Source organism: Haladaptatus sp. R4, assembly GCF_001625445.1.
Lineage (GTDB): Archaea > Halobacteriota > Halobacteria > Halobacteriales > Haladaptataceae > Haladaptatus.
Genome location: NZ_LWHG01000030.1, coordinates 84,902 through 106,301, shown reverse-complemented (window position 1 = coordinate 106,301; position 21,400 = coordinate 84,902). Strand labels below are relative to the sequence as shown.

The following is a 21,400-nucleotide window of genomic DNA, read 5'->3' as shown; positions in this document are numbered from 1 at the left end:
AAAATGAATCGCATGAATCTCGACGATGTCGACGTGAAAATTCTCAAAATCCTTCAAGCGGATGGACGAACAGCACTCTCTGAGATAGCCCGTCGACTCGATATGGGTACAGCGACGATTCACGAACGGGTGAACTCACTCGAAGAGGATGGGTATATTCGGGATTATCGAGCAGTGCTTGACGCCGATTTGCTTGGATTGGATCATGTCGCATTCATCCGCGTCAATACTGAAGCTGGACACTTCTCCGAGGTTGCCGAGCGCCTCGCCGAAGAGACCGCAATCCAGGAAATACACGAACTCACTGGTGATGCCGACTTACTCTTGAAAGTGCGAGTTAGCGATCGTTCCGGATTGACGGATCTGTTGAGCCGTATCGGGAAATACGACGCAGTGCGATCCACGGCGACTGACGTGGCACTCCGAAACGTGAAAGAAGAACAGCGGCTCGACATCTCGAACGATGGCTAACTGGGACCTTTCGCCGTCCGTTCGAACCGAAGTCGGTTCCCTCGAGAGCGTGCTCGTTCATGAACCCGGGCCGGAATTTAACACTGTAGTTGACCCCGACGAGTGGGAATGGAATGGGTTACCTCGACAAGAGGGTGCAGCGAGTGAACACGAAGCCCTGATCGAGGAACTAGAAAATCGAGATGTGACTATCCACCGTCTCGATGATGCTGGTGATGGCCTCGCCGAGTCGCTGTTCGTCCGTGACGTGGGATTCGCCATCGAAGGCGGCCTCGTCGTCGGAAAGATGGTCGAAGAGACCCGGCACGGTGAAGAACGCCGTATAACCGAGCGCGCTGTCGAACTCGGCATACCGATCTATCACTCGGTTCACGGAGCGGGCGGATTCGAAGCCGGAAACATGGTGTGGATCGATTCTGAAACGGTCGCTATTGGTCGTTCTCGAACGACTAACGACGAGGGGATTCGACAAGTTCAGAATGTATTCGAAACGTACGATATCGACGTCGTGGAGGTCCCCATCTTCGGTAGCACCGAAAGTACCGGACAGACACATCTCGCGCTCGTGTTCGGTATGGTCGCTTCCGATCTCGCCCTCGTATACCCACAAGCTGTCCCCAGTGAATTCCTCGAGATTCTACACGACCGAGGTATTGAGATTATTGAAGTACCGATGCGTGAACAACGGAACCGGGTAACCAGTACTATTGTCGTTGAACCCGGTGAAGTACTCTTGCCGTCCGGAAATCCGTTCGTTCGTGATACACTTCTCGATCGTGCTATCGACGTCGTTGAACTAGATATACGGGAAATACGGAAGACAGGTGGAGGTCTAAAAGGGCTGATTCTCCCCCTTTCTCGCCGCACGCAACCGTAGCATCTCCGTTTCTAATTGATGCTGTCCAGATCATTTTCGACTCTTTTCTATTTTAGCCAAAGATTTATTGGCCACTCTTCCGTCGTCTGGTACGATGAGTCTTGGTGACAAAGAGCAAGAGGACGATCACACGGAACGGTACCGGGAGAAGACGACTTCCAGCGAACGATTTCACGAACGAGCGTCGAATATCACGCCCCTCGGTGTAGAGTCAAACGTCCGCTCGTTTGATCCATATCCGTTTTACGTGGATGAAGCGGACGGCTCGTATTTGTACGATATCGATGGGAACGAGTATCTCGATTTCCTCCTCGCACTGGGACCGATTATCCTCGGTCATGGCCATCCAGAGGTCCAAGATGCGGTCAAAGAGCAAGTCGATACGAGCGACCTGACCGCTACGCCACAACCGGTTGCGATTGAGTTCATGGAAAAGGTCGCGGAGATGACGCCAAGCATCGAAAAAGTCCGACTGGCAAACAGTGGGAGCGAAGCGACCATGCATGCGATGCGGGTTGCTCGTTCGTACACGGGGAAGGACAAGATCGCCAAGCCCGAGGGTGGGTACGCCGGTGCACACGACTACGCGCTTCAAAGCGTCTATGCCAGTGAAGAGGCACTCGGACCGGCCGACGCACCCAACACCGTTCCGTACGGAACCGGTATTCCCGACGTCGTCAGCGACACCGTCGTCGCGTTCCCCTACAACGACAAGGAAGCGACCGAGCGAATCCTCCGTGAACAGGCCGACGATCTCGCGGCGGTTATCATCGAACCCGTGATGTTCTCCTGTGGCTGTCTCCTGCCGCGTGACGGCTACCACGAATTCCTTCGAGACCTAACGGAGGAACTGGGAATCGTCCTGATCTGGGACGAAGTCATGACGGGCTTCCGTCTCGATCCACAGAGTGCACAAGGACGGTTCGACATTCTGCCCGACATGACTACATTTGCCAAAGCTGCCGGTGGGGGCTACCAGATCGCTGGATTCGGTGGCAAATCCGAAATCATGGACGAGATCATTCCGCCACGAAAGAAGGAAGCATCAAAGTGGAACACATCGACGTTCCACGGCGGGACCTACAACGGTCATCCGGTTTCAGCCGCGGCCGGGTTGAAGACACTCGAAATCCTCGATGAACGGGACGTCTATGAGCATATCGACCGTCTCGGTGACCGTCTGTTCACCGGTCTCCAGGAAGTCGCCGACGACGTCGGCATCGATGCCAACGTCCAACACATCGGTTCGATGGGCCAGGTGTACATGACCGACCACGATATTCACCGCTACCGTGATACCTGGCACGCCAACGAGGACCAGTTCGCTGATTGGTGGCTCGAAGCCGCCGCCAGTGGCGTCTTATTCGGAAATCCGATGCAGGGTGAGCGATTCTTCACCACCTATTCACACACAGAAGAGCAGATCGACAACGCACTCGAAGTCGCAGAAGAGGCGTTTCGTGCTGTGGACCATGAGTACGAGTAAACCATGAGTACTCGAGATCACTGGTCGATTTTGGAGACCAGCGACTCATCCGCTGTCCGTCACGGCGAGGTACGACAGGGGATACGATGACGGGTGAGTCCGACGATGTCATCATCATTGGTGGTGGGGTCATCGGGTGTGCTATCGCTCGTACCCTAGCTAGTGATTATGATGTGGTCGTTCTGGAGCGCGGACAAATCGCAGGGGAGGCATCGGCGCTCGCTGCAGGTGAAATCACGATGGCACCATCATATTCGGATGTTCCCGCGATCGCCAACCATGCTATCGAATTTTTTCGACGGTACGACGGGACTGGACAATTTACCTTCACTGAGTGTCCAAGTCTCGAACTTGTTACCCCAGGTCGTGAAGGTGAGTCTCGAAGACGCGTGAAACGCCTTGCCTCCAAGGGAATTGATGTCTCGTTCGTCGAAGCTGACCAGGTTGAAGCGGCCTATCCTCGGTTCGACCTTTCCGAGTATGTCGGCGCAATCAAGTACAACGACACCGGGTTCGTCGACCCCTACACGTTCGCGATGACACTCAAAGAGGACGCAGAGGCGAGAGGAGCGACGTTTAAGACAGAAACCACGGTGACAGACATTCGAACTACTGACGGCCAGGTACGGGGTATCGAAACATCCACCGGAACCCATTCCGCTCCAAACGTTGTCGTCGCTGCTGGTTGGCGGAGTGAACGCTTTCTCCGCAACCATCTTCAACTTCCCGTCCACCCCTACCGAACTCAATGTGTCGTACTGACGCCCGAAAATGATCTGGGGACGGATGTTCCGATGGGGTGGGTTCCAGGTGAACACGTTTACTTCCGCCCGGAGCAGAACGGAGACCTACTCGTCGGCGGTTGGTCTTTTGTCGAGGACGCTCCCGAACACGCAAGTACCAACGATGACGAGGCATTCCGAAATCACGTCGCTACCCTCCTGCCGAAATTCATGCACGGGTTCGGACGAGCTCGATTCGTTAACGGATGGGCTGGAATCGACGGTGCAACACCCGATACGAGGCCGATAATCGATGCACCGAATGATGGTCCCACGGGACTGTTAGTAGCGACTGGTTTCCATGGTCGGGGTGTAATGAGTGCACCCGTTGCAGCGACGGCAATCCGAACTCTCATCACAGGTAGTGAATGCTCGTTCCCACTCGATGAATTCGCTCTCGATCGATTTGAATCCCGATCGCCCAATTTCGAGTTCCAGAGTATCAGTGCAGGGGACTGATCGCTTTCATTTGGGCGTGTTTTCGACCGGACCACGCTACTCTCCGGTAACCCCGTCTGTGTGGCTCTGATTGTGAATTTTTGATATTTTGGCTATCGACTGGTGGATTGAGATGAGAGGCTGTTCGAGATCTAAACAAATATATAAAAATACACCTCCATTAGGAGGGTACTTTGATAATTACCACCATGAGAATAGATAACTCATGGCTTCCGAAGAAAGCACGCTTCACACGACCAGTACGGAACTCTCTCAGAGAAGCATCGAAGATATAGATCTCGATGACTTCGCTATGCAACCAGTCCTGAAGTTCGTAATCGCATTTCTTATCGGTGGGATCTTCTTTCTCCTCCCTGTCCCGTACCAAGGGGAAATCACTGTCCCCTTCGACATCGCCGTCAGTTTTGTCACCGAGACGTTCCCGACTGCAGTTGGGATTTATTCGCTGGCAATTATCATCAGCGGCGGTGTCCTAACGACGCTCGCGATGTTCGGTGACGGTACATTTTCGGGCTATGACGTCTCGTACTTTGAGACGTCGAATGTTTTCTGGGGACTTCGGATAGCTGGACTCATTCTGGCACCGATCATGTTCTTCAAACTTGGCCCCGAGATGTTGCATGCACCCGGGACTGGGGGCTTAATGTGGGGATCGTTGGTGTATAGCGTTGGGGTCATCATTCCTATTGGTGCCATTTTTATCACTATCTTTGTCGAGCTCGGTGGTCTAGAGTTCGTTGGTACGCTTTCACGCCCGGTGATGAAGCCACTGTTCAAGGTGCCTGGTCGAGCAGCACTCGACAGTCTCGCCTCATGGGTCGGTTCCTACAGCGTCGGCCTTTACGTCACCCGGAACGTCCTTGAGAACGGAGGCTATCATAAACGCGATGTCTTTACGATCGCCACCTGTTTCTCAACCGTTTCGATTGGATTTGTCGGTATCGTTGCTTCGACACTCAACATACTCTCCTTGTTCCCGCTCATCTTCGGTGCGTACTTCTTCTGTGTCGTCATCACTGCTATCATTCTGGTTCGGTTGCCGCCTATTGCAACAACGTCGAATGAATATATTGCAGAGCCAGATCCTGAGCTCCCATTCACCGGGTCACTCAGTGACTATCTCAAACTCGCGGTTAGTGAAGCTACTAAAAAAGCGAGAGAGGGTGATTCGTTTGCACAAGCCGCAAAACGTGGGTTCGTTGATGGATTAAAACTCACGACACTCATACTCGGGACGATTCTCGCGGTTGGATTAGCCGCGACAATGTTATCAGCATACACATCCGTGTTCGATCTCCTCGGCAAACCACTTGTCCCGATCGTTGCAGCACTGGGAATCCCAAACGCGGAGACTGTTGCTCCCGCTACTATCGTCGGTATCACTGAAATGTACGTCCCGGTACTCCTCGTGACCGAAACAGCTACGAAAGCAAAGTTCTTTGTCGCTGTGCTTTCCGTCTCACAGCTGATTTTCTTCTCGAGCGTTGGGCCAATGATTATGGATATGTTCAGTGATATTCCGATTCAATTCCGTGATCTTGTTGCCTTGTTCATTATGCGGACGATTATCCTCGTCCCTCTTATTGCTGGGATCACTCATCTGTTAGCCGCATTCGGAATGCTCTAATCTTTAGTCGCTGCATAGACAATCCGTAGTCCGGGTGAGATTGACAACTTCCTCATGAAGTTTCGTCGCCAGTTGATAGATCGTTTGGACACGGTGCTCACCAGCAATGCCTGTGCGATAGTACGATTCTGATCGGTTTTCTTGCCAGAGGGCTTCGAGACGATCGGCGACATCCTTCGAGAAGAGTCCTGCCTGCACCCCGTACTCGTACACTTCGGTGTGTGATTGTCCAGGAATATCGTGCCCACTTGCTTCCACATACAACTGGATTGAGCGCTCGATCGCTACGACCGAAGCCTCGATAATCACCGTGTAATGGCCATTGCGATCGATCAAGAATTGGGCAGCATCGAGCAACCGGCAGGCCTTCCGCAGTTAAAGGATGGTCGGATCGGTCACGAATCCCAGTCCCGTTTCCGGGTTTTCTGGTGAGTGTTGGAACGCGTCTTCAGCATTGGTAAGTGCGTTCTCGATTTCTTTCGACGTCATTCGCTTCCTCCGAAGATCTCTCGCTTGATGTCCTGGAGCATTTCTGTTGTGTAGAGTTCGACCCCTTCTTGGAAAAATGGTCGAAGATCTGCACCTCGTCGACGGGCACTGGCAGGTGATTCGACGAAGGTTTCAAACTCGTACCGCTGCCCGTTGATTGTCTGTGCTTCGAGATCCGATTTGATTTTCGAGATCGCTCGCCGTGTGGCCACGAGGTCGTCATTGTCGTTAGTCAATACGAACAGATCGATATCGCTGACGCGATCCGCCTCGCCGCGTGCAACGCTGCCAAAGCAAACGATGCCAGCAATCGATGAGAGTTCCTCGGTGGCGCGGTCTCTGAATCGTTCGAGTGGTTGTCGGAAGGTCGATTGCGGGATTTCCAGTAATGGGTCGTCGGTTTCATGCAGATGGTCGTCGTTGATCTGGTTGAGGGTTTTTCGACCAGCGTCCCGGCGTGTGACCAACCCAAGTGCAGTAAGCAGTGTGAGTGCCTTTGAAACACTCGGACCGCCGAATCCAGTGAGTGTCTGTAACTCACGGTTTGAGAATTCTTGTGTCGGATTATTGGCAGTGATTTCGAGGATATCGTCCATCGCTTCATACCTGAAAATCTGTTCGTCTGGCAATGGGAGGCGTAACTCTACACGCATACTGTTATATGTGGCATAAATGTTTACGTCTCATCTATTGGTTGTGCTTCTAGCACCTAATCGCTCTGCAGGCAAATAAGAGAGCAACCAGTTAGCACGTGCCGCCTGCACCACCAGCCGCTCCAGCTCCAGCACAGCTCGCTGCACTCGCGCTTGCACTCGCCGCTGCAGTTGTCCCGGCAACGATGATCGCTGCATTGTTTGTCTGGCTATAGTTCGCACACTCGCCCCACGCAACTGGGGCGATTTCATCGTCAATATCATCCGCAGCGAATACAGTCTCACGCAGATCTGTGAGTGTAAAGCCGGCGTCAGTAGCGTATCGGTCGACTAACTCGTCCGTCAGAAGAACGCGCCGACACTCTTCTGCCTCGAAGAGCTTGTCGCCATCAAACGTGAATTGGATATCATAGTGCCGGACGAAAACATCGTCAAAGGGGGCTTGCATCGCGAGTGCAGCTTCGCCGACGAGATCCCACACGAGATTTTGATCGGGATCTTCGACATCCTCTCCGAGAGAAAATCGTGCAATTGGCACGACGATTGGTTCTCCGTCAGGCCCTTCGTTGACAACCGCGACACCCGTTATACCACAATCTTCAACGGCGTAGCTACCACGTTCAACGGCCTCGTGGAGCGCTTCATCTGCCTTGTTTTGTCGCGATTCCAGATCGACCTGTTCGTCTGGGGTGTCACTGCCGAGGAGTCGTTCGAGTAGTGAAGGCATTGTACCGAGATCATTTGTGTGTAGTATCTTGGCAATTTGGGTGGTGGAACAGGCTGGTGATGAACGTGAGCATGTTCCTCGAATTCATTAGTTCGCCAACGTGGTTTTCATGGCCATGTGCTCGGGGATTTCGCTCAATGGACGTCGACGAGATATTGACCGATCGGTTATAACGTTGTAATAGAGGGGGATCATGAGAGCGACCCTCTCCATTTCGCAGAAATAGACGCACTCCACTGAACCAACCGATTAGTACCACCATGTTTCACCGGCAGTACGGTGTGAATCTCGTGTGGTGGTACCACCCGAGTGGGGGTTCTGCGACCTCCCGTGAGTACAACACTATAATTAGCGCCCTCCGTTTCCTCCTGCGTTCGCTTCGTGTGCTCACATCCACCTGGCGAGGTCGGGATCTCTTCAGCTTCAGTGAGGTCGTCGATGTTTGCTTCTAGGGACTCGGTTGTCTCTTCAAGACTACCGAGTTTCTGTCGGTCCTGAGCACGCTCTTTGGTCGCTTCCTCGCGATAGTCCTCGAGTTGATTGACTCGCAAAATTTGCTGATACAGCGATCAACTGTTACATTAGTCGTTTGCTACAGTTGGTCTATATGAACGACTAATTCGCTTCCAGTGACCCCCATCGAAGCGATAATACGTTACAATCGCTGGAATGACGGTTTGGACGATTAGCGTGAGTGACAGTGCAATAAGTCCGACGGAGGTCGTTGCACCGAGGTACGCGACGGGTAGTGCGAAGAAATATAGCCCCAATGTCTGTCCGTAGAATGGCCACCGGGTGTCGCCGCCCGCACGGAGTGGGCCAGTCGCACTTCCGATCACCCCATAGAAAACGACGCTCACACAGGTCGCATAGATCAAGTTCTTCACAATTGGGAGAACGGCTGGATCACTGACAAACACTCGGCTGATAGGATGGGAGAACAAAGCAACAACGATCGCAATGATAACGTACACAGCCACTGTGAATCGGAATACGTCTCTCGCATAGCCCTCAGCTTTTTGTTCGGCACCTGTTCCAAGTGCTTGTCCAACGAGACTGCTTGAGGCAAGACTCAATCCCCAGCTAGGTGTATCCATAAGCGTCGAATCCGAAGCGCGATGACGAATGCAGCAACAACGTTCGGTCCGAAGAGGCCAACGATGGCGATCAAGGGGAGCTGCCCTCCGGTTCGAGCAAGATTCGTTAGAACGAGTGGTGTTCCAATCTCCGTAATTTGGTGCATAAGCGGCCGATCAACATGCGGACCATCGAGAGTAATCGTCACAGGGAATACCCCAACCAGTGGAAGGCTTCCAGCTATGAATCCCCAGGCAAAGAGAATCGTCACGAGGACTGTGCTAACCACCGTTCCAATCGCTGCACCAAGAACTCCGAAGCCAAGACCAAAGATAAGAACTGCATTAATGCTAATATTTACCACTGCACCACCAGCCCGGAGAAGCATTGGTATTCGTGCGTTATCAGCTCCAACGAGCGTTCGACTTCCAATCAGGTTCATTGCTGCGAAGGGAATCCCAATAGCAATGACTTGGAGGTAGCTGGTTCCATATTCGATCGCAAGGCTGTCGGAACCAACCAGTGAAATCAGGGTACGAGGAAAGAACCAAAGCAGAAGCGCTAGCGGTATCGTTACTGCAACCGCTAAAAACGTGCTCGTTTTGACGATTCGGTTGAGTTCGTCATATCGGTCCGTACTAAACCGCTGTGAGATCAGTCCGATTGTGCCGTCTGCGATCCCACCACCAAATGAAAATGCGAGCCCCCAGAACGGTGATGCAAACCCGATACCTGCAATTGCCGCAGGACCCACAGCCAGCCCAACCATGGCAATATCTGCTGCTGATTTCGACATCCGGGCAACACCGGTGATAATTCGCGGCCATGCAAGTCGCGTAGTATGGTAGACCCGGTGCTTATCGATCAGGTTCAGCGCGACCAGCAGATGGCCAACCTGAAGGAGAGCAACTCTCACGGGATTGTATGATTTGAGTTCCACAGAAGTACTGCGACGTATGACCGTTGTGTATAAATTACTTGTGAGACATTGAGGAACAATCTAACAAACATTCATGATTGGGAAGAGATCTCAATTCACATCCGTCTTCTGAAAGTCATCTACAATCTAATTGTACTTGTACAAATCAACGAGCGTCGGAGAGTCACTCGACTGTGGATACGAAGAACTGCAGATGTGGGCGACACATGAAACATTACAAGACGTCGATCTCTGTCCGGACGATATTGGCGGTTCGCGGTCGGTTCGCTGGACGTTTTCAAGCCGTGAGTAATAGATTTACGTTGGTCCACCACTTGAGAGATCACACTCGGATACGGCACGTAGTAGGCGGCCTACCAACCCACATATTCACTCAAAATTTTCCCGACAAAGAGTGATCACGCACACCTTGGACAAGTTCACATTGCGGTAGTGTTCGTGTGAAGCTTAGCAGGTGAACGAGTTCACCCCCCTTCCCGGTTTCCCGGGAAGGTTGCTCGTCGCACCGGATCGGGAACAGACCCGTCGAGGGAATCGAACCCTCGTGCTGACCGTCACGGGTTAGATCAGATCGTCAGTCGTCGTCCCACATGTCGAGGTCGATGTAAAGTCGTTTCCAGTGGCGATCCACAAGGTTGTTTTCAAACGCTAACTCGGAAGACTTTAACTTGACGCAGACTTCACTCTGGCCTCTTGGATTGGAACACGAGTATTGGCGATCTTGCTACTCAACACATCTCCTCCCAGTTTCTCGGTTAATATTTTCTCGTTGACCAGTCACACCCGTTGTGACCGGCACTACGAACGAAACCACCGTTTGGCAGTAAGTTACTACAACACTACTACTGAAACAAAAGGACTTCTTTCTTCGTTGTGACTGAGGGAGAGTGCGTCAGAAACGTGAGGAACGCGGTTCAGCCGCAACCAAACTGCGCTTACACGTCACGTCCATCCAAATCGTCGATTATTGTGGCGTTCTCACACCGTGGACCCCTCACCTCTGGTCACAACAGGTGTGACGCCACTCGTGATCGTTTTCTCGTCTGTAGCTTTAATGAAGTCAATGAACGCTGCTCTAGTAAACTTTCTGCCTCGTGGTTTACCTCGATGCTTTCGGTGCTTTCTGGCGTCAAGTTAGTCGCGCTTGTACTGTAGTACCGTCACCTGGAGAATAAACGACCCGGTTGTCTGGTCTACTTGAGAGTGGAATTTTTAGTGTGTTAGTCGAGACGGATATTGTCTGCTGAACATAGAACCCGTGGTAAACGGATTTCCCACCGCGTTGCTCCTCCAAGCATTGTCCTCCCTTTCCCCTACTCAAGGATGTCGAAGACATCGACTGCCTTGTACTCTTTCCCGCGTTGCTTTCCAGTCACTTCCTCGATGAGGCCATCCGCTTCAAGATCGTCGACGATCTTGTAGGCAGTTCGGCGCGAGACGCCGAGATACTCTACGAGGTCGGGGGCTGTGAAATATGGATACTGGAGTAATTGACGAGCGAATATGTCTGTGTTCGTACTGCCCGGATATTCCTTCTCGTACCGTGCTTGGAGTTCCCGGAGCTGTTGGGTCCGATTGTATGATGTCTCAGCTTGACTCCGAAGCCCTTCGATGAAGAACATGATCCACTCGTCCCAGGTGGCCTCCTCGCTTACTGCACGCATCCGCTCGACATACTCGACCTTGTTGCGATTGAAGTATGCACTGGGATAGATGTACGGACTTTCGAGATACCCCTCACTCGCCAAATAAAGGATGATGAGGAGTCGACCAAGCCGACCATTCCCATCCGAAAACGGGTGGACTGTCTCGAAGAAGTAGTGGATAATGCTAGCGTCGATAAGCGGATGATACTGCCCACCCATCTGAATATACGATTCGAGCGACTGCATGAGTCCATTGAGACTCTCTGGGGTCGGCGGGACGAACGGACGTTGTCCAGATTGTGGACTCGCTAGATGAACCATGTGATCGCGGAAGTCGCCGACAACGTCACCGTCGTTCCGAACGTCTTCAAGGAGCATCGAGTGAAGTTCTTTAATAAGCGAGAGCGTTATCGAGTCCCCGCTTTCGATTCTGTCAAGCCCATAGTTGAGCGCATTTTCGTAGTTGAGTGCCTCTTTAAGATCTTTCTCAATCGTTGGGTCTGTCTCTCCTGTAGGGTGTTGTGTGTGATACGCTTCGAGCTCTTGATACTCGACATCGGCACCTTCAATGCGTGCGGATTCGACGGCTTCGATACGAATAAGAGATGTATAGAGAACGGCAGAGAAGTCGACTGTTGAACTAACTCCGTCGACACGACCGATCTGATATGCAGCATCGGCGACAAGGTCACGTGTTTGATCGGAAATCTCGAGCTTTGACTCTACCGGTAGTGATTCTGGTGAATAATACGGATTTGGATGAGACGAGATATACGTTCCCGGGGCACTGTCCGGCAGCTCTCTCGTAGGCATCTCTGTAGTACCCCTCTGTGCCCCATTGGTATAGGTGTTTTTATACTCGGTATACGAATGACTCACCGGGGAAGGTTTGTGTGCAGTATCGACCCAGATCGTGTATTTCCGAACTGCAGCTCCGTCGCTCTGTGCAGCCACATATATGCGTGTATACGTTCCATCTCATCGTATCTCAGTTGCACCATTCTCCACCGTCGAATACAGCCATCGACTCACTATCGTCTATTCGTGAGCATCTCCGATTTGACCTGTTGAAACCCCTCACGGCTGTATTCCAATCCCAACAGTGGCTGGTAATGTGGTTGTCGTCGATTGGAAGTACTGAATGTGAGTGGGGAGTACATACCCCCTGCCTCGGTTGAGGCATAGAACGGGAGTCCACGCGAAAGCCTCGGGGCTTGATCCCGAGGCGATTTACCAGTGCGCTCGTATCCGCAACGACTGTTCGCAACCGTGACTGGTCGCTCATCGTTCGTCGGTGTCGTTTAGTGTGCGTTCCGAATCGACTGTCTTTGCGTTGCCGTTGTAGATGTCTGTATCGTTAGGTGCAGCGAGGTCGAATGGCTCGCCTTCGAGGTCTGCTTTGAGCAATCGGAGTCGCTGGGCGGTCTCGGCGCCAACCAGTTGCTTTACCGTCTCGAACTCAAGTTGGTCGTCGTAGTACTTCGTCGCAACCAACTCTTGGAAGGTTTCGCTTTCTGCAGTGTCTTCGATGTACTCACGGATCGCATCGACGAGGAGGTCAGTTCGGTCTTTGTCGAAAAGGTCGGCCATCGCATCCAGTCGCTCGACTAAATACTCGGGAGACTGGAAATGGACACGTCGGGGACCATCGCTCCCGCTCATTGTTTGTGCATTTTCTGTACATAGACAAATAACGATGTCGTCTGGCGTGCAAAGTTTGCACACAAAGACGCATCCACGTTCCCTTCAAACACCGTTCTGACACCGTCGTCAGAACCAATTCACCGACTTCTCTCCAACCGCAAACCAAACTGTGAGAGAGCAAAAGACGACACAAACGGGTGATATCACAATCAGTCGTTTTCTCGTCGTTCGCGTTTCTCGCACATTCGTCTCGGCGCAGGGTCGAAACTGACGCATCGAGACGGTGCTTCTTCAACAACACGGGAGAAAACCCACGGAAACTAGCAATTAAGCAAAATTGAATCGCTTACAGTTAGAGAAAATTTTAAATGGCTATGTACTCTAGAAGTCCGTAGGAGAGCTTTTGTGGTGACGGACGACCACGGGTCGTCCGGAAGGGGTGGTTTGTCGGTGGGTTGTGTTCTGTCGTGGTTCGTGTGTCTTCGTGTTGCTGTCTCCCGTGAGAGCCGTCTTCGGTTTCAACGACCAGACGGATTCGGTGGAATCGTGTGAACGAGAAGAAGACCGACAATTGTGATATCACTCTATTCGAGTGGGTTTCGCGGTATTGAGGGCGACCATCTCTGCAGAATTGGATTTTGTGTCTGGACGACGATTCGCCGAGTGATATCACTCCTGCATACTTGCTGTCGTTTCTCTCATCAGGTTCTCACCTGGAGAACAAGGCAATTTAACTCTAGGTAAGTAGAGACAGAGCATACTGATGGCACCAGTCGTCTACTACCCCCATCCGCTTTCCGAGAATTTTTCTCTCAAGTTCAGCTCGGCAACTTCCGCTGCGGTTCATTTTTGGTTAATCGCGGAGCTCGGCGACCGATTGGCCAACCTCACGGACATGCTCACTCCGTTCGAGATCGAGCTCTTGGGCGAGAAAATCGACCGTCTCTTCTAAGCTCATACTTCTAAGAAGCTTCACTATTGGTATAAATCCGGTGTTTAAACGATGTCGAGAAGTCGTTCGCTCTTCTAGCACGTGGACTGTGGCTCTCTTTGATTTCTAGGGGACTAACAGCCCTCTAGCGATTCGATACTGACCTTAATCGCTAGCGCTGTCGCTACATGTCGGGGCGGACAATTGCGGCGTGCTGGTCGTTAGTCGTTGTGGATGACGGTCAGTAGTGTCTCATCAATGGATTCGATAACTGCGACCCTGTCTTTTGCAGGGACGTCCTCGAAGGCTGCAACCGCGTCGTGGATGTTCGAGTGGAGTGCATCGAATGCTGTTTTCGCCTCGCTATCTTCGTATTCGTAGGTGCTACGCTGAAGTTCTGTAACGTAGGTGCGCCCAGCATGTTTCGTCCGAGCAATGTCTTCGAGCCACGTCGTGAATTCCGAGTACCACTGCTGGCGAAGGGTCTCATCGTCGATGGCACTATCCTGTGTTTGTTGCCACACGTCGAAATCGGTGACTGTCTCGGCGCGCTCAGCCACGCTTTGGGCCGTCTCGATTTCACCTTGTAGTCGTGCGTGGAGGTCGGTTTTCGTCGCGTAGTAGGAATTCGCAACCGGCGACGGATTCTCGTAGAGCTGGTTAGCAATGAGATTCGTGTACGTCTCGCGGATATGCACTTTCCCGCGTTCTTGCTCGCCGTCAGTGAGCCGATTCGTGAGAAGGAGACAGTACTCATTCACGAGATCCTCGATCATGGTGTGGGGGACGATGCCGTTCTCGTAGGCTTGCGAGCGAGCAATCCCGGTGAGAATGCGAGCAGCAGGCCGATGACTGGCTTTCAGCGTCTCCTCGCCAATCCGACTGTCGTGGATTTCGAGGTCATCGTTCCAATACCCACCATCCTCCGGATTCTCGACGGCATCACGCAACGTCTCCCAGTCGAGTTCTGGACCGGGTTCAGCAAGATCGTCGGGGGTTACAGTGAGATAGTACGAATTCGATTCATACTCAGTGACAGATTCGGTAGTGATCGACGTCAAATCCAGTTCATCGACGGTGATCTCGTCGTTCGCGAGTGCCTGAAGATCGTCGATAGACACTTGACCCTGTTCGATATGTGCTGGGTCGAGGTCGTCGAACTGCTCGGTGAACGCTTCGTCGATGAGTGAGCGAAGGAGTGCACCCTGCGAACAGTCGTTAAGTGCAGCAAGTGCATCGAGTTGGGCGTCACCAGGACTGTCCGTCCAGAAAGTCTTCTGGACGTTTTTCGGGGTGGGCTGGGACTGTTGTGGCTGCGTAACTGATCTAGTGGATGCTGCCATCTATCGGTCACCTCCTGACATCGAGTCACCTGTTCTTGGTGGTTTCAGAGCGGTTTCCTCTGTGAATTCAGTGGAAATCGTGGTGTCTTCAGTGGCGTGCTTCTTCACTGGAACTGTAGTATCCTTCGGTGACGTTGTGAGACGTGGGAGGTGGGCGATGGTAGTGAGCGTGCCGATACAACGAGATGTCGTGTCACTAGGCGTGTGGAGGTGCTCGAGAACAGTCATAGCAGAATCAGTGTTGGACTGACTAGTGCAGTGGTAGGTGGCTTGATGCGGTGCGTCCTGTGCCGTCGTCGTGATTGGTGGAGCCGTCAGAACGAGATGCGGGCCGCAGTGTGTCGGTGCGTTCGTTGCTTTGACCGTGCAAATCGTCCGTGGCAGCTCCGTGGTAGTGATACGAACGCAATTACCGGGCGAGAGACGTTGAACGAGGGCGTCGGCATCGCGGGGATTCAACGGTCGTGGTGTCTCGCTCACGCTTGCTCACCTCCCGTCGGATCGACGATATCCTCGATCGTCGCGTAGGTGCGCAACCAGGCGTACTTCCCAGAGGGGGTGCGTCCGTACCGATCGAGATCGGCCTCGGTGTGTTCGATTGCGTCGTAGTACCGGTACTGCAGGCGGTACAGATCGTTCGACGGCGTAGCGACGTACAGGACGTGCTCACCGGGTTCGGGACCGCGACAGGAAAGTGTGGGTTCCGAATGTTCACACTGATAGACGCACCCGTGAGCGTGCGTTGCTGGGTGTGAATCTGGATCGGGTCTGTACACTCTAGACCGAGGACCGTCTCCTGGTCGGTCATTGGTCGGCCTCCTGTTTTTCGCGAATGCGTTGACAGCGCTGGCAGGGTGCAAGGAATTGCTCGTGGGCGGTGCTCGCGAGGACGCGTGAGAAACGACTGATCGGCACCGAGCGAACAAAGCGGTGTCCCGTCGCTGTCCGGTTCGTGGTAAGCGTAGGTGTTGTACCGTTTGTGTTCGCGGACGAGGACCGGATCATCGTCAGGGAAGGGGTTGGTCTCGATGCGGTGTGCGAGTTCCTCCCGGTTTACGCTGTGGAACTGTTTGGCTGGTTTGCAGGAGTGTGCGCCATTGCACTGCACAACGTACGTGCCACAATCGGGGCACTGCTCGAACGTTTCCTTGATGTCGGCTTCGGTGATTTCGTTGTCTGGTGACCACTCGGTGTGGTCGTTGGTGGGAGTGCGCGGTGGCTCACAATCGTGGGCCATTATGCACGCCTCCAGTTGTCGGGATGCTCGTCAGTTGTGTGGAGGGTCGTGTGTTTGTTGAGGTTGTGATCGGGCTGGAGGCATCGTCGCTTGCTGGGGTTCCGTGGTGTGAGTTTCATGGGTGGGAACCAGGTGTGGCGTTGCCGGTGGCTGGTGCTCGTGGAGTACGATACGTTATCGCTGCGTTTGGGTCGATAAGGACACGCCCGCTGGCGTTTCAGGCTCTTCTGCCTTGGTTGCAGGTTTTCGACTAGAGAGAAATAGTTTACGCACACACTGACCGATTCTGAGAGAGAATCGTCCTGACTCACAGACAGATCGTCGTGAATTCGGGTGTCGACAGCTAGCGCTCTTCGACGAGGGCGTTCGGTGGGGTGCATCTACGCGTGCACCTCGGTTGTGGTGGTATGAGTGGTGGCGTCGATGCCATAGCACCGAGCGAGGATTTCCTGGTAGTGCCTGCGGGTTTCAGTGTGGGTTTCACCCGGTGGTGTTGAGGGGAGGTTTGGATTGCCCGTTTTGGTGGTGGCGACCGAGCGATAGGTCTCGGTATCGTCGGGAATCTGGAAGCCCTCTTTGCCGTAGTCGATCGGGCAACGGCGTTCGAAGAACCGTTGGCAGTCGGCCGTGGCGTAGATGCAGTACAGGTAGGGCGCTTGGTCTGTGGTCTTAGTTCGGGTTTGAAAGCCCACGCGGAGTTCGACGAGGTACGCGCGGGTGATTGGCTCGTCGGTAGTGGACGTGGGTTGGTCGGGGTCCTGGGCGGCGGTGTCTGGTGTGGGTTCGAGACGTTTGACGGGGTGGAAGACTTTCTCGCCGAATTGGGCCTCGAGGGAGAGCAGCCCGCCGTTGGGTTTCTCGTCGAAGGACGCCATTAGTCCAGTCCTCCGATACAGGGTGGTTGGTAGTCGATGCGTTTTTCTACGGAAAGGGTATTGCTAGTCATGCTTCAGTTGGTCCTGAAGCGCGGTCGGTGGATCCAACACCGGCCTTTCTGTGATGGCAATCCGCGCTTCGTAATTGTATCTACGTACTATAAGCACTTAAATTTGTGCATATTGCACATCTATAGTAAATAATCTAACACACAATTCTAAGTGCCCAAGCAATGTCAGTATGCCTATGGCGTTAGCACAACAACTTGATTCCGAAGCCATGGATGCTGATGATCTTACCAAGACTGATCGCGCTATTCTTGACTGTCTAAAGGAAGGAAAAAATGGTGACGAACCATGGGGTATTGCCACAAAGGGACGGCTTGTCGACGAAACTGGCTTTAGTAGAAATAGCGTTTACCAGCGTTTGGAAGTTCTCAAAGCGAGTAATCACATCAGGCTTATTCACGAACCTACACGTGAGTTCGCATTCGTTAGCGATCCTCGCGATTAAGGGATAGTCAAGAAAACAAACGGATTAATGAAAATAATGCGGGATACAACTATAATTAATTACTGCACTCTGGACTTTGTCTATTATAACTGATATTTGTCGTAGGTCTATCAGATGGTTTAATGTCAAAAGATCTCTTATTCGACAATCAAATGGTAAAATCGACCTTTTGGAAGTATCGATGGATGATAACTACTGTCTTATCGCTTATCATTTTAGTCACAGTAATAACTTTCAATTATAATCCGAGAGCCTCAGGTGAGGTTGTTTTGACTACTTTAGCGACAGCGCAAACAGGGATTTTTGCCATTGTTTTCTCAGTCGTTATACTTGGAGTTCAGTTGTCTACCTCTCAGTATGCTCCACGCTTGGCTGCGGATTTCGCAGCAGATCAGTCTTACCAGAAAACTATAGGGATATTCGGAGCTTCGATTAGCTCAAATATTATTGGCCTCTTTCTATTTGGGCAGTTATCTGACTCTGTCCTCACGCTCATACTTGTGATCTCTATTTCGCTCGCGATAGGTGCGTTTTTTACTCTCTACAGCTTCGTTAGCGAGACCCTCAAAAAGACGACTCCAGAGGGTATTTTGACCCATATCCAAGACAGTATGACTCCTGAGTCAATGCTTTCAGATATTGAGGAAGCCGCTGAAGATCCCGTGAATCCTGACCCTTTCTTGACGCTCATCTCTGTCATACACTCATTCATTACTAGTAAGGACCGGGCTGGCGCTTCTTTGGGCCTAGATATCCTCGCAGAAAGGGTATCTACTCTGCTCGGATGCTCAACAATGAATAGATTCAAAGAAGGTTCACCAGTAGATCAATCAATAAAGAGAGTTTGTACTGATCAGCTACCAAGTACGGTGGAGGAAGCCGTGTACAACGATCTCACCCAAATTGGTCTTCAGGTCTCTGAATCAGTGAAAACTATTGGCGAAGCCGCAATAGAGAACAGTTCAGATAGAGCATTTGAGCATCTCATTACTGGCCACATCAATTTAATTGATACACTTGAATTTAAATCGGAAAACGAACGGATCAGAACCGAAGTCATGGATACTTCTGGAAAATTGCTCAAGAAGGCCGCGGACGAGGGGCTGTGGGATAGCACAGCTATCGGTACAAGACTAATGGGATGGGTTGCTGCAGCATCTATCATGATGCGGGACCAAGAGGACAGCCGGAACAACCGATACAGCTCACTCTTAATCCTCCTTTTCCCGAAGTTGTTAATGAAAGCAGTCAATGTGCCTGCAACCTTCGAAGATCATCCAATACATGAATGGCTACGTTTACAACGATCAGATGCCCACCCAGTAGCGCGTTTGATTAACAGTTGTTACGGCTCCATGGCAGAAATAACGTCGGCAGCGATTCGATATGAACTGCGGACGGAACAGCGAATTGTTGATTGGGAATCGGTGGCATATGGGTGGTCAGAGGGTCTGGAGACACTTGAACAGTCAAATCTGGATTCGATGAAGCAGCTGTGGTTCGGAACGGTACTTTACCTAGAATATCTTGACGCTATTTCACCAGATCACGTCATGAAAGGCTTCAACCCGCACAGCCGACACCGAGTCTCGGAGAAGATAGGGCAGAAAACAGTGGCTAAAATCAAAGATGAGAGCCTAGATCCCAGCTCTCCTATTGAACTCAAACCGGGAGGTGCTAACCCTGTTGAAATGCCGCTAACAGGTATCCAAGTTCCAGTGATTCCGGATGCCGAGATCACATTTCGTGAATGGGTTTCAGATCAAGTGTTTGTATTTGGCTCAGGGGGGTTTGTTAGCTCTTCTGATGATGAATATTAAGGATAATGTTTCTCTGGCTAATTTGTGCGGAGCGATAAACATGGTCATCCGGAACACAGCAAGGGATCGTCCTTTATTGTCGCTTGTATGAATCCAAGAGCAGGACGATACTCAAACTCTTGCACCCTTTTGAGGTTATATTCTCCCATTTGAATACCCCCCCCCTTCTCAGGAATGATTCCACGGATTGGTATCACTGCAGTTCCAACAGGGGGAACCTGAATTTTGTTCAGTAGTTGTGATCGTGCATACTTGACATTTGGTTCAGGATGGACGAGATTTCTATCAACTAATCTAAAATTTAAACCCAAACTCAGTACCTCACAAAGCATCCTCGGCTAACTGTTTCTGAAGCCTGAGTTCTGTCTTGGAGCGATTGCACTGACGGTCTCGACGAGAGAATCATGGACGAATCGACGGAGAGCCGTCGCTGTCGGCGGCAGACCGCCGCCGACGCGACAGCGTCGGCACTCAAACCGCAGGCTAGCCTGATCGAGAGTCACCGGGTAAACCGGTCGTCCGGTGGTCGGTTCGCGGGGACGGCCCGACGCGTCGCGAGGGCCATCCACGCTGCCCGTCGGACCATATTAATGAACTCCTTGAACGACCATTGCCAGAGGCGACGCCCCCCGCGGCGGGCGTCGCCACGTACTCCCAATGCAGAAACCGCCAGACGTTCTGTAACAGTAAGCTCACCACGACGTACAACAGCCGTACGACGGGATTTTGTGTTGAGGTCGTCGCAATACTTTGCTCGGAGAGTCGATAGCTGGCCTCGATACCGAAGCGTTTCGCGTAGTGGTATCGAGCGTCTTGTGGTGTGTCGATAAACGGCGCGTCAGCGGCGTAGCCGTGACGCGCCACGCCGTGTTCATCGCACCGCCCGTTCTGGTAGGTACAGTCGATGTAGACGGGAAACTCGACGGTCACAGCTGGACCGTCGAAGTTTCGCCGTCAGACTGTGGTGAATCACGCGACTCCAGCCTTCCGAGAGTTTTTGCTTGATCGTCCGTCCCCAGCGGACGATCGGCATAACGTAGGCGTGGTTGTGTGCCTGAAGCAGCGTCAAACACTTGCTATCGTAGAATTCGCGGTCAAGGTAGACGTGCCTTGACACCGAGGTCAAGGCCGTCAAGGATGCCAAGAAACTCGGCGAGGACGCTGCTGGCGGTGCGCCGTCTTACCGACGGCGACACCGCCAATGTGTAGCGTTTGTTCTTCACACGCGCGTAGAGTGTGGCGTAGGCGTGGAACGCAGTGGTTCCACGCTTCGCTTGCGAGTGATAGAGACCGTCCGTGTCGTCTTCGTCGCCATAGTAGGGCCGCAGGTAGAGGTCAGCGACGACCTCCACCTGCTCAGGGGGGACGTCGAGAACGTCCTTCTGGAGGAGCGTGTTACCAACTTGTTCGAGCGTCTCTAGGTCAAACTTGGTGCGAAGATGGTAGAGAACTGAGTTTTCGTGAGGTGCATCTTCGCTGTTCTCACAAAGCGTCGAGACCGAGGTCCCGTCGGCGCACGCGCCGGCGAGGACCTCGTAGATGTCTTCAGCGTCGAGTTTGGCGTTTTCAGCGAGGGAGAGAGCAACTTCCTCGTCAAGGGAGTTGACGAGGAAGTTAAGGACCTGGTCTTCGTGGATTTCATTGTCTGCTTGCTTGGTTTTAGACACACCTTCTGCAAGCAGACGTCTCAACTAACCGGCTTTGTGATGTACTGAATCTCATTATCTATCAATATCTCATCATAATTTTCTTCTACAAATCCCATTAAACTGGTCGCTTCTAAAAATTCCCTTATATGTATG

Annotated in this window: 15 protein-coding genes and 2 pseudogenes; 8 read left to right on the top strand and 9 right to left on the bottom strand. The window is 52.3% G+C overall.

Going from position 1 to position 21,400, the window contains the following annotated elements; all coding sequences use genetic code 11:
- The first annotated feature begins 12 nt into the window (after positions 1-12).
- The 5 genes from A4G99_RS20050 (at position 13) to A4G99_RS20030 (ending at position 5,702) form a co-directional block, all read left to right on the top strand.
- Positions 13-471 carry an Lrp/AsnC family transcriptional regulator gene (locus A4G99_RS20050; RefSeq protein WP_066147762.1) on the top strand — a complete coding sequence of 153 codons (459 nt, stop codon included), beginning with the start codon at positions 13-15 and terminating at the stop codon, positions 469-471.
- Complete coding sequence (locus A4G99_RS24620) at positions 464-1,348, top strand: dimethylarginine dimethylaminohydrolase family protein (RefSeq protein WP_082837952.1); 885 nt, start codon at positions 464-466, stop codon at positions 1,346-1,348. Before A4G99_RS20050 ends, A4G99_RS24620 begins: the two co-directional genes overlap by 8 nt.
- A gap of 94 nt (positions 1,349-1,442) precedes the next feature.
- Positions 1,443-2,834, top strand: a complete 1,392-nt coding sequence (locus A4G99_RS20040) for an aspartate aminotransferase family protein (protein WP_066147527.1) — start codon at positions 1,443-1,445, stop codon at positions 2,832-2,834.
- A gap of 86 nt (positions 2,835-2,920) precedes the next feature.
- Positions 2,921-4,075: an FAD-binding oxidoreductase gene (locus tag A4G99_RS20035; RefSeq protein ID WP_066147525.1), complete on the top strand. Its 1,155-nt coding sequence runs from the start codon at positions 2,921-2,923 to the stop codon at positions 4,073-4,075.
- 205 nt (positions 4,076-4,280) lie between these two features.
- The gene (locus A4G99_RS20030; RefSeq protein WP_066147523.1) at positions 4,281-5,702 is read left to right on the top strand and encodes a YjiH family protein; all 1,422 of its coding nucleotides are present in this window, start codon (positions 4,281-4,283) and stop codon (positions 5,700-5,702) included.
- A 3-nt stretch (positions 5,703-5,705) separates the two neighbouring features.
- Here the strand turns inward: A4G99_RS20030 and A4G99_RS26180 are convergent, their stop codons facing one another.
- The 6 genes and pseudogenes from A4G99_RS26180 to A4G99_RS20000 form a co-directional block, all read right to left on the bottom strand.
- Entirely contained in the window at positions 5,706-6,059 is a 354-nt protein-coding gene (locus A4G99_RS26180) for a hypothetical protein (RefSeq protein WP_223302057.1), read from the bottom strand.
- A 128-nt stretch (positions 6,060-6,187) separates the two neighbouring features.
- Positions 6,188-6,820 (bottom strand): nucleotidyltransferase domain-containing protein, encoded by a 633-nt coding sequence (locus A4G99_RS20020; RefSeq protein WP_223302056.1) that lies wholly within the window; start codon positions 6,818-6,820, stop codon positions 6,188-6,190.
- A 115-nt stretch (positions 6,821-6,935) separates the two neighbouring features.
- A complete protein-coding gene (locus A4G99_RS20015) occupies positions 6,936-7,571 on the bottom strand; it encodes a hypothetical protein (protein WP_066147519.1) in 636 nt (211 codons plus the stop codon).
- 581 nt (positions 7,572-8,152) lie between these two features.
- Positions 8,153-9,588, bottom strand: a pseudogene (locus A4G99_RS20010) (MATE family efflux transporter).
- A gap of 1,313 nt (positions 9,589-10,901) precedes the next feature.
- Positions 10,902-12,047, bottom strand: coding sequence for a Fic family protein (locus tag A4G99_RS20005; RefSeq protein WP_066147756.1), 1,146 nt, complete (start codon positions 12,045-12,047; stop codon positions 10,902-10,904).
- A 468-nt stretch (positions 12,048-12,515) separates the two neighbouring features.
- Positions 12,516-12,896: a hypothetical protein gene (locus tag A4G99_RS20000; RefSeq protein ID WP_066147517.1), complete on the bottom strand. Its 381-nt coding sequence runs from the start codon at positions 12,894-12,896 to the stop codon at positions 12,516-12,518.
- 745 nt (positions 12,897-13,641) lie between these two features.
- Between A4G99_RS20000 and A4G99_RS26175 the strand changes: the two genes are divergently transcribed.
- Positions 13,642-13,830: a hypothetical protein gene (locus A4G99_RS26175; protein ID WP_066147514.1), complete on the top strand. Its 189-nt coding sequence runs from the start codon at positions 13,642-13,644 to the stop codon at positions 13,828-13,830.
- 200 nt (positions 13,831-14,030) lie between these two features.
- Here the strand turns inward: A4G99_RS26175 and A4G99_RS25385 are convergent, their stop codons facing one another.
- On the bottom strand, positions 14,031-15,152 hold the full coding sequence (locus tag A4G99_RS25385) for a hypothetical protein (protein WP_150123179.1): 1,122 nt from the start codon (positions 15,150-15,152) through the stop codon (positions 14,031-14,033).
- Between the two features lie 877 nt (positions 15,153-16,029).
- On the opposite strand from A4G99_RS25385, the gene A4G99_RS19975 reads away from it, so the two are divergent.
- Positions 16,030-16,335, top strand: coding sequence for a hypothetical protein (locus A4G99_RS19975; protein ID WP_150123178.1), 306 nt, complete (start codon positions 16,030-16,032; stop codon positions 16,333-16,335).
- A 434-nt stretch (positions 16,336-16,769) separates the two neighbouring features.
- Here A4G99_RS19975 and A4G99_RS19970 read toward each other — a convergent pair whose 3' ends face one another.
- Positions 16,770-17,264, bottom strand: a complete 495-nt coding sequence (locus A4G99_RS19970; protein WP_066147508.1) for a hypothetical protein — start codon at positions 17,262-17,264, stop codon at positions 16,770-16,772.
- A 636-nt stretch (positions 17,265-17,900) separates the two neighbouring features.
- On the opposite strand from A4G99_RS19970, the gene A4G99_RS19965 reads away from it, so the two are divergent.
- The gene (locus A4G99_RS19965) at positions 17,901-19,598 is read left to right on the top strand and encodes a DUF2254 family protein (RefSeq protein ID WP_082837950.1); all 1,698 of its coding nucleotides are present in this window, start codon (positions 17,901-17,903) and stop codon (positions 19,596-19,598) included.
- 499 nt (positions 19,599-20,097) lie between these two features.
- Here the strand turns inward: A4G99_RS19965 and A4G99_RS19960 are convergent.
- Positions 20,098-21,265, bottom strand: a pseudogene (locus tag A4G99_RS19960) (ISH3 family transposase).
- Positions 21,266-21,400: the final 135 nt, after the last annotated feature.